Annotated in this window: 13 protein-coding genes; 5 read left to right on the forward strand and 8 right to left on the reverse strand. The window is 64.4% G+C overall.

The features are described from left to right. Positions 1–198 precede the first annotated feature (198 nt). A complete protein-coding gene (locus ACYQOP_RS01040) occupies positions 199–2,346 on the reverse strand; it encodes a sodium-translocating pyrophosphatase (RefSeq protein ID WP_207411592.1) in 2,148 nt (715 codons plus the stop codon). 339 nt (positions 2,347–2,685) lie between these two features. Here ACYQOP_RS01040 and ACYQOP_RS01045 point away from each other — a divergent pair, with 339 nt between their 5' ends. Genes ACYQOP_RS01045 through ACYQOP_RS01060 form a run of 4 tightly spaced genes read left to right on the forward strand, consistent with a single transcriptional unit; the run spans position 2,686 to position 5,473 of the window. Beyond that, complete coding sequence (locus ACYQOP_RS01045) at positions 2,686–3,276, forward strand: DUF1285 domain-containing protein (protein ID WP_461220762.1); 591 nt, start codon at positions 2,686–2,688, stop codon at positions 3,274–3,276. Then, positions 3,273–3,911, forward strand: coding sequence for a CoA pyrophosphatase (locus tag ACYQOP_RS01050; RefSeq protein ID WP_461220764.1), 639 nt, complete (start codon positions 3,273–3,275; stop codon positions 3,909–3,911). The genes ACYQOP_RS01045 and ACYQOP_RS01050 overlap by 4 nt, the downstream gene beginning before the upstream one ends. Before the next feature lie 33 nt (positions 3,912–3,944). Next, entirely contained in the window at positions 3,945–4,202 is a 258-nt protein-coding gene (locus ACYQOP_RS01055; protein WP_056431227.1) for a DUF6111 family protein, read from the forward strand. Then, positions 4,199–5,473 (forward strand): CCA tRNA nucleotidyltransferase, encoded by a 1,275-nt coding sequence (locus tag ACYQOP_RS01060; RefSeq protein ID WP_461220766.1) that lies wholly within the window; start codon positions 4,199–4,201, stop codon positions 5,471–5,473. Before ACYQOP_RS01055 ends, ACYQOP_RS01060 begins: the two co-directional genes overlap by 4 nt. 9 nt (positions 5,474–5,482) lie before the next feature. On the opposite strand, the gene atpC is transcribed toward ACYQOP_RS01060, so the two are convergent. From atpC to ACYQOP_RS01090, 6 genes are all read right to left on the reverse strand, one after another. Next, positions 5,483–5,884 carry an ATP synthase F1 subunit epsilon gene (atpC, locus tag ACYQOP_RS01065; protein ID WP_056431232.1) on the reverse strand — a complete coding sequence of 134 codons (402 nt, stop codon included), beginning with the start codon at positions 5,882–5,884 and terminating at the stop codon, positions 5,483–5,485. A 123-nt stretch (positions 5,885–6,007) separates the two neighbouring features. Beyond that, positions 6,008–7,468 (reverse strand): F0F1 ATP synthase subunit beta, encoded by a 1,461-nt coding sequence (gene atpD, locus ACYQOP_RS01070; protein ID WP_018044914.1) that lies wholly within the window; start codon positions 7,466–7,468, stop codon positions 6,008–6,010. Positions 7,469–7,514: 46 nt separating this feature from the next. Continuing rightward, a complete protein-coding gene (locus ACYQOP_RS01075) occupies positions 7,515–8,390 on the reverse strand; it encodes a F0F1 ATP synthase subunit gamma (protein WP_018044915.1) in 876 nt (291 codons plus the stop codon). Between the two features lie 161 nt (positions 8,391–8,551). Beyond that, on the reverse strand, positions 8,552–10,081 hold the full coding sequence (gene atpA / locus ACYQOP_RS01080) for a F0F1 ATP synthase subunit alpha (RefSeq protein ID WP_056452095.1): 1,530 nt from the start codon (positions 10,079–10,081) through the stop codon (positions 8,552–8,554). A gap of 72 nt (positions 10,082–10,153) precedes the next feature. Continuing rightward, positions 10,154–10,723 (reverse strand): F0F1 ATP synthase subunit delta, encoded by a 570-nt coding sequence (locus tag ACYQOP_RS01085; protein ID WP_056431239.1) that lies wholly within the window; start codon positions 10,721–10,723, stop codon positions 10,154–10,156. 273 nt (positions 10,724–10,996) lie between these two features. Further along, positions 10,997–11,692, reverse strand: coding sequence for a DsbA family protein (locus ACYQOP_RS01090; protein ID WP_207411588.1), 696 nt, complete (start codon positions 11,690–11,692; stop codon positions 10,997–10,999). 504 nt (positions 11,693–12,196) lie between these two features. Here ACYQOP_RS01090 and ACYQOP_RS01095 point away from each other — a divergent pair. Continuing rightward, positions 12,197–13,675, forward strand: coding sequence for a methyl-accepting chemotaxis protein (locus ACYQOP_RS01095; RefSeq protein ID WP_461220768.1), 1,479 nt, complete (start codon positions 12,197–12,199; stop codon positions 13,673–13,675). Between the two features lie 72 nt (positions 13,676–13,747). Here ACYQOP_RS01095 and ACYQOP_RS01100 read toward each other — a convergent pair whose 3' ends face one another. After that, positions 13,748–14,374, reverse strand: coding sequence for a 2-hydroxychromene-2-carboxylate isomerase (locus tag ACYQOP_RS01100; RefSeq protein ID WP_056431249.1), 627 nt, complete (start codon positions 14,372–14,374; stop codon positions 13,748–13,750). Between the last annotated feature and the right edge of the window lie 190 nt (positions 14,375–14,564).

Consider the following 14,564-nt stretch of genomic DNA (forward strand, 5'->3'; position numbering starts at 1 on the left):
TGGAGACGCGACCGCTTCGGCCGCGCCTTCGTTGCCCGTAGGTATAGCGCTGACGGGAGACCGTCAGGGGGACGGCCGGAGCATCGGACACCGCCTGTGCGCCGCCGCACGCCACCACGCCCGGGATCATCGCCCCGGCAATCACCTTTCCGGCATCTGCCTGAGCTTTGACTCCGCGAACGCCCTTCCGGCAAAGATTCAGAGGTGGGCCAGCACTGCGAGCAGGAGCAGGGCAATGATGTTCGTGATCTTGATCGCGGGATTCACGGCAGGGCCGGCCGTGTCCTTGTAGGGGTCGCCTACGGTGTCGCCGGTCACCGCCGCCTTGTGCGCATCGGAGCCTTTGCCGCCGTGATGACCGTCCTCGATGTACTTCTTGGCGTTGTCCCAGGCGCCGCCGCCGGATGTCATCGAGATCGCCACGTAGAGCCCGGTCAGGATCACACCCAGCAGGGATGCGCCCACCGTGGCGAAGGCCTGGTCCTTGCCGGCAATCGCCTGGATCACGAAGAAGATGACGATGGGCGAAAGAACCGGCAGGAGCGACGGGAGGATCATCTCCTTGATCGCCGCGCGGGTGAGCATGTCGACGGCCCGCCCGTAATCTGGACGGTCGGTGCCCGCCATGATGCCGGGCTTCTCGCGGAACTGGCGCCGCACCTCCTCGACCACGGCACCGGCCGCACGGCCGACCGCCGTCATCGCCATGCCGCCGAACAGGAACGGGATGAGCCCGCCGAGCAGGAGGCCGACGACGACGTAGGGGTTCGACAGGGAGAAATCGACGCTCACGCCCTGGAAGAAGCGGTACTGGGTCGGGCTCGCATTGGCGATGAAGTAGTTGAGGTCGCTGGTATAGGCGGCGAACAAGACGAGGGCGCCGAGACCGGCCGAGCCGATGGCATAGCCCTTGGTGACAGCCTTCGTGGTGTTGCCGACGGCATCGAGCGCGTCGGTGGACTTGCGGACCTCCGGCGGCAGACCGGCCATCTCGGCGATACCGCCGGCATTGTCGGTGACGGGACCGAACGCGTCGAGGGCGACGATGAACCCGGCCAGCGCGAGCATGGCCGTGACCGCGATGGCGATGCCGAAGAGGCCTGCCAGCGAATAGGTGGCAATGATGCCCGCCACGATGACGAGCGCCGGCAGCGCCGTCGATTCGAGCGAGATCGCGAGCCCCTGGATCACGTTGGTGCCGTGACCCGTGACGGAGGCGTCGGCGATCGACTTCACCGGGCGGAAGTTCGTGCCGGTGTAGTATTCGGTGATGACGACGATGAGCGCCGTGATGACGAGGCCGATCACCGCGCAGCCGAACAATCCGCCTGAGGTGAAGGTGACGCCGGCATTCGTCTTGAACTCGGTGGCGAATCCACCGAACAGCGCAAAATTCACCAGCGCGATGGCGACGATGGAGAGTGCGCCGGCGGTGATGAGACCCTTGTAGAGCGCGCCCATGATCGACTGGTTGGCGCCGAGCCGAACGGCGTAAGTACCGGCGATCGAGGTGAGGATGCAGGCCGAACCAATGGCCAACGGATAGAGCAGCATCGCCTCCAGCACGTTGCGTCCGGCGATATCGGTCTGACCGGCGAAGAAGATCGCGGCGAGCACCATGGTGGCGACGACGGTCACCGCGTAGGTCTCGAACAGGTCGGCCGCCATGCCGGCGCAATCGCCGACATTGTCACCCACATTGTCGGCAATGGTTGCCGGGTTGCGCGGATCGTCTTCCGGAATCCCGGCTTCGACCTTGCCGACGAGGTCGCCGCCGACATCGGCGCCCTTGGTGAAGATACCGCCTCCCAGACGGGCGAAGATCGAGATCAGCGAGGCGCCGAAGCCGAGCGCCACCAGGGAATCGATGACTTCACGGCTGGCGGGCGCGAGGCCCGAAACGCGGGTGAGGAAGGTGTAGTAGAGCGCGACCCCAAGGAGCGCGAGACCAGCAACGAACATGCCGGTGACGGCACCGGACTTGAATGCGACGTCGAGCCCAGCCCCCAGGGAGGTCGAGGCCGCCTGCGCCGTCCGGACATTGGCGCGCACCGACACGTTCATACCGATAAAGCCGGCCGCTCCGGAGAGGACTGCGCCGATGAGGAAGCCGATGGCGACCTTCAGCCCGAGAAAATAGGCGAGCGCCACGAACAGAACCACGCCGACGATGCCGATGGTAGCGTATTGCCGGCGCAGGTAGGCCTGTGCCCCTTCCGCAATCGCCCCGGCGATCTCTTGCATCCGCTGGGTGCCGGCGTCGCGTTTCATCACGTCGTTGATCGTGATGATTCCGTAGGCGACGGCGCATAGCCCGCCCAAGATGATAAGCAACAATGCGGTCATTCTACCGTCCTTGCGTTGTTATCGTGATGACGTAGCTCGGCTGGTTATGGGACGAGACGCTTGATGCGTTTTAGGCATTCCCTCCCTGGGATGCCTGCTCTGATTGCCAAACTTCCGCGGCAAGAGCAAATCCTGCTTAGCTCTTTCACTTGCGATTATTGCTGCGTTGCACAATTCACTAAGCGCTTGATTGAAATCACTCGCATTCGAACCTCTTCGTCTCTTACCGAACTCGTAACGCGGCGCAGCGAAACTTTGCGCATTGATTCACGCTAGGGCATCGATTCCCATGGATTGGGACGGTTTCAAAAATGTGGGAACACGTTATTTCCTGAAGCCATGACCCAGTCGGAACAACCGCCACCGGACACGGCCCTGACCCGGCTCAGCCTCGCCCTCAACGGGGTACCCCAACGGGGTTTGCCGCCCGTCGAGCGATGGAACCCACCCTATTGCGGTGAAATCGACATGCGGATCGCGGCGGATGGAACGTGGTTCCATAACGGCTCACCGATCCGCCGCCCGGCCCTCGTCAAGCTGTTCTCCTCTATCCTCCGGCGAGAGCCCGATGGCCGCATCGTGCTGGTGACGCCGGTGGAGAGCGTGGGCATCGTTGTGGACGATGCGCCCTTCGCCGCAGTGGAGATGGCGGTGGAAGGTGAGGGCGAGACCCGGCGCATCGCGTTCCGCACGAATGTCGACGATCTCGTCACCGTCGATGCCGATCATGCTCTGCGGTTCGAGGAGGGCGGGGATGGCGGTCTGCGCCCCTATATCCATATCCGCCGTGGCCTTTGGGCGCTTCTCACCCGCGCAACGACCTACGACCTGCTGGCGCTGGGTGAGGAACGCCTGGTCGATGGTGTGTCGTGGTTCGGCATCGCCGGCGGCGGCGGGTTTCACCCTATCGCTCGCAGCGAAGGCGCATGAGCTTCGACGCGCTGTCGGACCTGCTCGACAGGGCCGGGCGGGGCCTCTCCCCTACTCCACCCAAAGCCGACGACCCCGTTTCGAACCCGCGCGGCGACCACGACCTCGATCCAGCCGGCATCGCGACCCCTCCGGTAAAACCGCACCGGTCAGCAGCGGTCCTGGTGCCTATCGTCGTCAGGAACGAGGAACTGGCGGTGCTCTTCACCGTGCGGGCATCGCACCTGCGCGACCATTCCGGTCAGATCGCCTTTCCCGGTGGTAAGATCGAACCTTCGGACCGAGACCCGGCGGATGCCGCCCTGCGCGAAGCCCGAGAGGAGATCGGCCTTCGGCCTGACGACATCCGCATCCTCGGCTATCTCGACCCCTATCTGTCGGCGACGGGATTCCTCGTGGTCCCGGTGGTGGGGCTCTGCACCGAAGAAATCCGGCTCGCCCCAGACCCGGCGGAGGTGGCGGAGGTGTTCGAAGTCCCGCTGGGCCGCCTGATGGACCCGGTCCGTCGGCGCCTCGGCGTCGGGCTATGGCAGGATCGCCCGCGACGCTACTACGCCATCCCCTTCGGCGACCGCATGATCTGGGGTGTGACGGCGGGGATCGTGAACAATCTCCACGAACGCCTGTTTCCGTGACATGACGGCCTTCCCTCGCCCAGCGAAAGCTCCATGATCCGCCGCCTCGTCGAAGAAGTCCTGATCTTCCTGTTGCCCTTCATTTTGTTCGGCCTCTATCTCACGATCAGAGGCCGCAACCCGAGCCACGGCGCCCATTGGGAAGGGTTCGTGTTTCGACTGACCATGGGAGGGCTCGCTCTGGTGATCCTGTCCTTCATCATTGCCGGTCTGGCGGGCGAAAAGCATCGCGGCGGCTACGTCCCACCCAGGATCGAAAACGGACAGGTCGTTCCGGGCCATTTCCAATGACTGGTCGCGATCTCCGGCGGGAGGGGCTCAATGCCCTTCTCGTGGATCCAGCCGTCTCGCACGTGCTTTCCGTGCTGAGGGCGGATGGAGAGGAAACACGGATCGTCGGGGGCTCAGTGCGCGATGCCCTGCTCGGCCAGATGGGATCGGACATCGATCTCGCCACCACTCTTCTGCCGCAGGAGACGATTCGGCGCGCGGCGGCTGGTTCCGTCCGGGCGATCCCAACGGGCATCGAGCATGGAACGGTCACCCTCCTCCATGCCGGACGGGCCTTCGAGGTGACCACCCTGCGGGAGGATGTCGAGACCGACGGCCGGCACGCGGTGGTCAGGTTCGGACGGGACTTCACCCGTGACGCGGAGCGTCGCGACTTCACCATCAACGCCCTGTCCCTGAGCGCGGATGGCGAACTCCACGACACGACCGGAGGCGAAGAGGATCTCCGGGCGGGCCGTGTCCGCTTCATCGGTGAAGCGGCGACCCGCATCCGCGAGGACGCCTTGCGCATCCTGCGCTTCTTCCGCTTCCACGCCCGTTACGGGATCGGAGCGCCGGACGCGGATGGCCTACAGGCCGCGCGCGATGCGGCGGAGGCCCTCGATACCCTCTCGCGGGAACGGGTCCGTGCGGAATTTCTGAAACTCCTGGAAGCGCCAGGCGCCCTCGAGGCGGTCGCGGCGATGAAGAAGGCCGGGCTGCTCGCGCGTATCATCAGCGCCGAGGGTCACGTCGATCGCCTGGAACGCGCCATCGCATCGACGTTGGATCATGGCGGCCCGATGATGGCAGTGAACTCGCTCGCTGCCTTGGCCGTCGACAACGACGACGATGCGGACCGTCTGCGACAGAAGCTGCGATTATCGAACGAGGAGCATGCCCGTTTGTGCGCCTACGCGGCTGCACGACGGGCAATCGCGCGCCTGGAGAGCGTGGGAGCCATCGAGATGCGTCGGCTCGTGGCGACAGAGGATCTAAGCGGCCTAGCGCTGGTCGTCGCGGCCATGGATGAGACGAACGTGAACCGAATCGACACGGAGGCTCGCCGCGAACTGAGGCGCCTGCTCGATGGCACGTCTGCCGCGCCGACCTTTCCCCTCAGCGGGGGCGACCTCATCACGGCAGGCATCCCGCCAGGCCGTTCAGTGGGTCGGGGTCTCTCCGCGAGCCGCTCTCTCTGGCTCGAGCGGGGATGTCTTACCGGGGAGGAGGAGCGCGCCCTCCTCCTCGACCATGCGGTGACTCACGCCCGCTCGTGTGACGGAGCGTAGCGAAGGACGTTAGAAGTTGAGGGCGACCTTGGCGTCCTGAAGCTGGACGATCTGGCCGGTGATCTCGTCCTTCTTGGCGAAATCCTCGGTGGCATCGCGCTGCAACTCGAGGGCGGCGATGTCCTTGTCGAGCGAATCGGGCGTGATCTCCTCGAACGGGTTGGCACGCTCTGCGATCACGGTGACCATGGTCGGTCCGATATCGGCGAAGCCACCGCGCACGAGAACGCGCTTACCGGCATGGCCGGCCTCGTTGATCACGATCACGCCCACCTTGAGCGCCGTCAGGACGGGGGCATGGCCCGGAAGAACGGTCATCTCCCCTTCGATGCCGGGAAGCTGCACGGCCTCGATCTGGCCGGAATAGACCGTCCGCTCGGGACCGACGAAATCGAACTGGAAGGTGGCCATGGCGAGGGAGGTCCCGCTTCGGGTTGTCGTGTTGGAAAAGCGGCGCGGTCCCGAGAAGGCCGCGCCGTGATTGTCGGGTCAGGCCGTCCGCCATTTCGGCGGAAGGCCTTGGCGTTCGATGGATCAGGCCGCAGCCGCGATCTTCTTCGCCTTCTCCTTGGCGTCCTCGATCGTGCCGACCATGTAGAACGCCGCCTCCGGCAGGTCGTCGTAATCGCCGTTCACGAGGCCCTTGAAGCCCTTGATCGTATCGGCCAGCGGGACCTGGATGCCGGGCGAGCCGGTGAAGATCTCGGCCACCGAGAAGGGCTGCGAGAAGAAGCGCTCGATCTTGCGGGCGCGGGCAACGGTGAGCTTGTCCTCTTCCGAGAGCTCATCCATGCCCAGGATCGCGATGATGTCCTGCAGGGCCTTGTAGCGCTGCAGCGTCTGCTGGACGCGGCGGGCGACGTCATAATGCTCCTCGCCGAGGACGGCGGGGTTGAGCATCCGCGACGTAGAGTCCAGCGGATCCACGGCCGGGTAGATGCCCTTCTCGGCGATGGAGCGCGAGAGCACGGTGGTGGCGTCCAAGTGGGCGAACGAGGCGGCGGGCGCCGGGTCGGTCAGATCGTCGGCCGGCACGTAGATAGCCTGCACCGAGGTGATCGAGCCCTTGGTAGTGGTGGTGATGCGCTCCTGCAGGGCGCCCATGTCCGTGGCCAGCGTCGGCTGGTAGCCCACGGCGGAGGGGATGCGGCCGAGAAGAGCCGACACTTCCGAACCGGCCTGGGTGAAGCGGAAGATGTTGTCCACGAAGAACAGCACGTCCTGGCCCTGATCGCGGAAATCCTCGGCGATGGTGAGGCCGGTGAGCGCGACACGCGAGCGGGCACCGGGGGACTCGTTCATCTGGCCGTAGACGAGCGCGCACTTGGAGCCTTCGGCCGAGCCGTTGTTCTCCTTCGGGTCCATGTTGACCTTGGACTCGATCATCTCGTGGTAGAGATCGTTGCCCTCGCGGGTGCGCTCACCGACGCCGGCGAACACCGAGTAGCCCGAGTGCACCTTGGCGATGTTGTTGATGAGCTCCATGATCAGCACGGTCTTGCCGACGCCGGCGCCGCCGAACAGGCCGATCTTGCCGCCCTTGGCGTAGGGGGCGAGGAGATCGACCACCTTGATGCCGGTGACCAGGATCTGCGACTCGGTGGACTGCTCGGCGTAGGACGGCGCGGGCTGGTGGATGGCGCGCAGGGTGTCCGACTGGATCGGGCCGGCTTCGTCGATCGGCTCGCCGATGACGTTCATGATGCGGCCGAGGGTGTTGAAGCCGACCGGCACCTTGATGGCCTCGCCGGTGTCGGTGACTTCCTGGCCACGAACGAGGCCTTCCGACGTGTCCATGGCGACGCAGCGCACGGTGCTCTCACCGAGCTGCATGGCCACTTCGAGGACGAGGCGGTTGCCGTTGTTCTTGGTCTCGAGGGCGTTGAGGATCTCCGGCAGGTGGCCGTCGAAGTGAACGTCGACCACGGGGCCGATGACCTGGGTGATCTTGCCGACCTTATTGGAGCCGGCGCCGGGGAGAGCGGTGTTCGCCATGTTACGGGTCCTTCGAATATGTTGCGGTCAGGGCGACGGGGAGCGCTTAGAGCGCTTCGGCACCCGAGATGATTTCGATGAGTTCCTTGGTGATCATGGCCTGACGCGTGCGGTTGTAGATCTGCGTCTGCTTCTTGATCATCTCGCCCGCGTTGCGCGTGGCGGAATCCATGGCACCGGTACGTGCGCCCTGCTCGGAGGCCGCGTTCTCGAGGAGCGCGCGGAACACCTGGACGGTGAGGTTGCGCGGCAGGAGCGTGTCGAGGATCGCTTCCTCGCTCGGCTCGAACTCCAGAGCTGCATCCGGAGCGGTACCGCCGGCTGCGGGCAGCTCGGCTGGGATGAGCTTCTGGGCGGTCGGCACCTGGGCGATGACGGAGCGGAAGCGCGAATAGAACAGCGTCGCCACGTCGAACTCGCCGTCGTCGAAACGCGAGATGATGCTCTGCGCGATTTCGGCAGCGAACTCGTAATCCACCGGCTTGTTGCCGCGCAGGTCACGGCTCTCGATGATCTGGTCGCGATACTGGCGACGCAGGAGGTCGTAGCCCTTCTTGCCGACCGTGACGATCTTCACCGTCTTGCCTTCGGCCGTCAGCGTGCGGATGTGCTCGCGGGCCAGACGCACGATCGACGAGTTGAAGCCGCCGCAGAGGCCGCGGTCAGCCGTGCAGACGACCAGCAGGTGAACCTTGTCGGCGCCCGTGCCGGACAGGAGCTTCGGTCCCTGGACACCGCCGACGAGGTTCGCGGCGAGGTTGCCGAGCACCTGGGACATCTTCTCGGCATAGGGACGGGCATTCTCAGCGGCATTCTGGGCGCGCCGCAACTTGGCGGCGGCGACCATCTGCATCGCTTTGGTGATCTTCTGCGTGCCCTTCACCGAAGCGATGCGGTTACGCAGATCCTTCAAACTCGCCATGGGGTGACTTCCAGATCCGTTCGGTGCGGTTCGACGCCATCTCTCTTCCCCTTGAGTGGGGAAGAGCCGGAGGTGGGGGTGGTGTCGAAGAGGTCTCGGCCGGTCCGGCACACCTCCACCCCAGTCCCCTCCCCGCTAAGGGAGGGGATCATCGACTGGCTTTAGGCCAGCGACTTGGCGACGCTCTCGACGACGCCCTTCAGCGTCTTCGCGCTGTCGTCGGACAGATCCTTCGAGTCACGGATCTTGGTGAGCAGATCGGCGTGCTTGGTGCGCAGGGTCGAGAGCAGCGCGTCCTCGAAGGGACGGACCTTCGACACGGGCAGAGCATCGAGATAGCCGTTCACGCCGGCATAGATCACCGCGACCTGCTCTTCCATCTTCAGCGGCGAGAATTGCGGCTGCTTCAGGAGCTCGGTGAGGCGCGAGCCACGGTTCAGGAGCTTCTGGGTCGACGCATCGAGATCAGAGCCGAACTGTGCGAAGGCGGCCATCTCGCGGTACTGGGCGAGCTCACCCTTGATCTTACCGGCGACCTTCTTCATCGCCTTCGTCTGGGCCGACGAGCCCACGCGGGACACCGAGAGGCCGACGTTCACCGCCGGGCGGATGCCCTGGTAGAACAGGTCGGTCTCGAGGAAGATCTGTCCGTCGGTGATCGAGATCACGTTGGTCGGGATGTAGGCCGAAACGTCGTTGGCCTGGGTCTCGATGACAGGAAGCGCGGTCAGTGATCCATTACCGGCGGCATCGCCCATCTTGGCGGCGCGCTCGAGCAGGCGCGAGTGCAGGTAGAACACGTCGCCGGGATAAGCTTCGCGGCCCGGCGGGCGGCGCAGCAGCAGCGACATCTGGCGGTAGGCGACGGCCTGCTTGGAGAGATCGTCATACACGATCACGGCGTGCATGGCGTTGTCGCGGAAATACTCGCCCATGGCGCAGCCGGCGAAGGGGGCGATGAACTGCATCGGCGCAGCGTCCGAAGCGGTCGCGGCGATGACGATGGAGTATTCGAGCGCGCCGTTGTCTTCGAGCGACTTCACGAACTGTGCGACGGTGGAGCGCTTCTGACCGATTGCGACATAGACGCAATAGAGCTTGGCGTTCTCGTCGGTGCCGGCATGAGCCGGCTTCTGGTTCAGGATCGTATCGAGGGCGATGGCGGTCTTGCCGGTCTGGCGATCGCCGATGATCAGCTCGCGCTGGCCGCGGCCGACGGGGATCAGGGCGTCGATGGCCTTGAGGCCAGTGGCCATCGGCTCGTGAACCGACTTGCGCGGAATGATGCCGGGAGCCTTCACGTCGACGCGGCGACGCTCGGTGGTGGCGATGGGGCCCTTGCCGTCGATCGGGTTGCCGAGGGCGTCGACGACGCGGCCGAGCAGCGCCTTACCGACCGGAACGTCCACGATAGCGCCGGTGCGCTTGACGGTCTGGCCTTCCTTGATGTCGCGATCCGACCCGAAGATCACGATGCCGACGTTGTCCTGCTCGAGGTTGAGGGCCATGCCGCGCACGCCCGACTCGAACTCGACCATCTCACCGGCCTGGACGCTGTCGAGCCCGTAGGCGCGGGCGATACCGTCACCGACGGAGAGCACTTGGCCCACCTCGGTTACCTCGGCTTCCTGGCCGAAATTCTTGATCTGCTCTTTCAGGATCGCGGAGATCTCGGCAGCGCGGATGTCCATCGTCTGGCCTCTTTAAATCGAAACGAAGTTGCTGTGGAGAAACGGGAGCGGGCCTGCGCCGAAGCGCCGACCTCAGGCTTCCCGCATCGCGAGTCGAATACCGTTGAGCTTGGTACGCAGGGATGCATCCACCATCCGGCTGCCGATCTTGACGATGAGACCGCCGATCAGGGCCGGGTCGACGCGCAGATCGAGGTCGATCTCCGAGCGAGCCACATCGCGCAGGGACGCCTTGATCTCTTCGAGAACGGCGTCCGACGGGCGTTCGGCCACGGTCACCTCGGCACGTACGATCCCCTTCGATTCCGCCACCAAACGGCGGAAGGCGCGGATCATGTCGGGCAGCGCGAAAAGACGGCGGTTGGAGGCCGCGAGCCGGATGAAGTTCGCGCCGAGGCCGGTGAGACCGGCCTTGTCGAGGATGGCGCCGATGGCGGCTTCCTGCTGCTCACCGGTGAAAACCGGGCTGCGAACGAGGCGAGCCAGATCGGGGCTCTCCTTGAGAAGGGAATCAAAGCTCTGCAGGGTCGCCGCGACCGCATCGATCTGGCGCTCGTCGCGGGCCAGCTCGAACAGTGCGGAGGCATAGCGACCTGCTACGCCTGCAACCGGGGAACCCGCCTCGGAACTAGTCTGCGCCACGCGCCACTCTCTCTTTTAATCCGGCCCGAGGTTCCGGCCCGTGACACCGTTCTCGGCGTCGGCTCTGAAACCGTCAGGAATGGGAACCGCCTCGAAATACAGGTCTGAAACCCGTCCTCCCGGCGCGGCGAGGGCCTAGCATGCGTGTTGGGGAGGCGCAAGACGAAGACGGGCCTGCATAAGCTTGTGCGGCGCGCGGTCGTGCACTCATATCCAATCCGCGAGAACGATGGCGAAGGTGAGGCGTCAGGCCGCCGGCGAAAGTTCAGGCCGTCAGCAAGCGATCTGATCGCAGCGACGCATGGCCCCGATCATCCGAGCGAGGGACTTCGCACCCGGATGTCCGAGAAGGCCGGTATTGCCGAGCACGTAGGAGGGAGTCGCCACGAGACCGAGATCGGCCGCCATGCGCATCTGCGCCTTCAACGCGAGACGCACCTCGTCGCTATCGGCGATCGTCTCGAGCTCCGAGGCGGGCACGCCCAAGGTGGCGGCGACCTGAAGCGCGCCGGTGCCGTCGATCCGGCCGGGTCTGGCGAGCAGCTTCTGATAGAGCGTCCAGGCGGCGGCCGACCCCATCTTGCGCTGGATCGCCAATGCGACCTTCGCCGCCTGAGCCGATTGAGGCGAGAGAATCGGATTGTTGATAAGCCCGATTCGCAAAGCGGTATCGCTCGCGGCGAGAGACGTCATGTCGATCGCCGCCTTCCGGCAATACGGACAATTGTAGTCGAAGAACTCGTAGAGCGTGATCTCCGCCTCGCGGGCCCCCACATAGGTCACGCCCTTCAGAGCAGGGATTTCCCCGACGATTTCACCCGGGAGCCGGGTGTTCGCGATTGGCCGGCCATCGTCGTTATCGACCTTGAAGGTCTGGCCGTAGCCCTGGGCATGGCCGCCGCGGAGTGACGCGACAAGGAAAGCCAGGCTCGCGGAACCGGCCAGGAACTTTCGACGGTCGATGGACATGCGAACGGGCCTCGAAGGTGCGGGATCACCGATCATTCGGCGTCGCGTGTCGCGCCTCTTAATCCCGGTTCGAGATGGTATCCAGACCGTTGCTCCCCCGAGAGGAGTGCTCGCTCCGGAGGTCGCACGCATCCCGTCGATGAAATATTTTTCTAACTCCTCACAAAGAGTGCCTCGAATGATCCCCCCTCACATTCCAAGCAACATTCGTGTATTCTGACGCAGCGCGCATATCCGATGAACTTTCTGGCAGATTAAAATGAAATACTCGGGGGATAGATTGAGCCGCACTGCGATAAACTAAAAGCATATTGGAGTTTTGTGCGCCAGAATTAAGCAACAACAGTTATTCGTAATCTTTATAGCGCAGCCGTGACGGAAATTTTCTAGTTTTCACAATTCGTCGCAGGGATTGTTAACTCAATTGATAGGGAATCTCCCATATCGAATGACACAGGGCTGAGCGCGGCGGCCCGCCACAACCCTTACGCGTCAAATAGGGTGATGAACTTTTTTTCGAATACCGATTTCCGCTCACGGATCGCCGCATTGGATCGTTCGCAAGCGGTCATCGAGTTCGATACCGATGGCACCGTACTGACTGCAAACCGGAATTTTCTCGCCGCGATCGGCTACGAATTGTCCGAGATCCAGGGCGAGCATCACAGCCTTTTCGTCGAGCCGGCGTTCCGGGATAGCCAGGATTACAAGGCCTTCTGGAGCGCGTTGGCCGCCGGCACCTTCCAGTCCGGCGAGTTCAAGCGCATCGGCAAGGGCGGGCGCGAGATCTGGTTGCAGGCCACCTACAATCCCATCCTCGGTCGCAACGGAAAGACCGAGAAGATCGTCAAGTTCTCATCCGACATCACCGAGCGCGTGATGCGCTCGATCAACCATGAGGGCCAGATCAAAGCCCTCGACCGCTCGCAGGCGGTCATCGAGTTCGCCCTCGACGGCACCATCCTCACGGCCAACCGGAACTTCCTCGACGTGATGGGCTACGACCTGTCCGAGATTCAGGGCCAGCCCCACAGCATGTTCGTCGGTCCCGATCTGCGGGCTAGCGCGGCGTACAGGCGCTTCTGGGATGAACTCGGCCGAGGTGAGTATCAGGCCGACGAGTATCGGCGGATCGCAAAGGGTGGCCGCGAGGTCTTCATCCAGGGGACCTACAACCCAATCTTCGACCGGGACGGACGCCCGCTGAAGGTCGTCAAATTCTGCATCGACGTCACGCGGCAGGTGCTGGAGCGCCAGCGCCGCGCCGCTCTGCAGATCTCCATTGCCACCGACCTCAACGCCATCGCCGGTGCCGCTTCGGGCGCGTCGCTACAGGCCGGTCAAGCCGCTCAGGCCTCGACTCAGGTCTCTTGCGACATCCAGACCGTGGCGTCCGGCGCCGAAGAGCTCGCGGCCTCGGTGTCCGAGATCAGCATGCAGGTGACCCACGCCTCCGAGATCTCCAGTCAGGCGGTCAAGCAGGCCGAGAAAACCAGCACCATCATCGCCGGTCTCTCGGGCGCGGCGACCCGGATCGGCGAAGTCGTCGCCTTGATCCAGGGCATCGCCGCGCAAACCAATTTGCTCGCCCTCAATGCGACGATCGAGGCGGCACGGGCGGGAGAAGCGGGTCGGGGCTTCGCCGTGGTCGCGACCGAGGTGAAGGCTTTGGCCGCCCAGACCTCCAAGGCGACCGAGCAGATCAGCGCTCAGATCATGTCGACCCAGCAAGCGACTCAGGATGCGGTGGGGGCCATCACCTCGATCCAGGACACGATCATGACCCTGAACGAAGTCGCGAGCGCGATCTCGGCGGCGGTCGAAGAGCAGAGCGCGGTGACCCGCGAGATGTCGGCGAGCATGCAGACCGCCTCCAACGGCGTAGGCCAGATCACTAGCAGCCTCAGTGAGATTGCCCGCTCCACCGAAGAGGTCGATTCGGCCACTCAGAAGGTCAGGGTCGCCTCTCAGGAAGCTGCCTAAGTTCCCAATGCCGGTCCCTCGACGCTTCGCTCCAACGACGTCCGCGCCCTCCTTTGGCCGGGGGCGAAGCGCCTAACGCATTGCTCCCGGCCGGTCGCCTATCGCCCAGGCAAGCGCCTGTTCCAGCCGATCGTTACCCCAGAACAGCTCGCCATCGCCGGTCAGGAAGGTCGGGGCGCCGAAGATGCCGCGCGAGCGTGCCTCTTCGCCGTTGACGCGCAGACGCCCCTTGTTGCCCTCCAAGGCCGCAGCCTTGAGGATCACGGTGCCATCGAGACCGAGCCCGTTGAGGACCCCCACGATGGCCGGCGGTTCGGCGATGGAGCGCCCCAGAGAGAACTGGGTCTCGTAGACGGCTTTCGAGAACGGAACGAGCCAGTCGTGATCCATGCCGTAGGTGGCTGCACGGGTCGCGCTCAAGCTGTTCTGCGGGAACGGGTCGGGCCGCTTCAACGGAGGCAGGCCTTGCCTCGCCGCCTCGCGCTCCACATCCCGCCACATATGCCGTCCCTTGGCCGGAAAGAGATTGAAGGGCGAGGAATTCCAGCCCTGGCTGGCGAAGATCGGGCCAAGGAGGAAGGGCCGCCAGCGCACTTCGACGCCGGCGGCTTCCGCCATCTCGTCGATCCGCATGGCCGCCAGGTAGGAATACGTGGAAGAGAACTCGTACCAGAATTCGAGGGTCGGCCGTCGCGGCATTCGTCGAATCTCCGGCGTGGGGTGACAAGCGAGGTTGAATTACGCAGTTTCGGGCGTCGGGGCCAGGGCAGTAACGGGCTCCGCTGACGCGGTGGTGGAAAGCGGGAGCGAACACCTCTGCAACGTCTCCTGCGGCATGCCGGTTGCACGACGCGGCTGTCGGCTGATAAGTCGCCCCGACTCCACGAGA

Source organism: Methylobacterium sp. CM6247, from assembly GCF_054817925.1.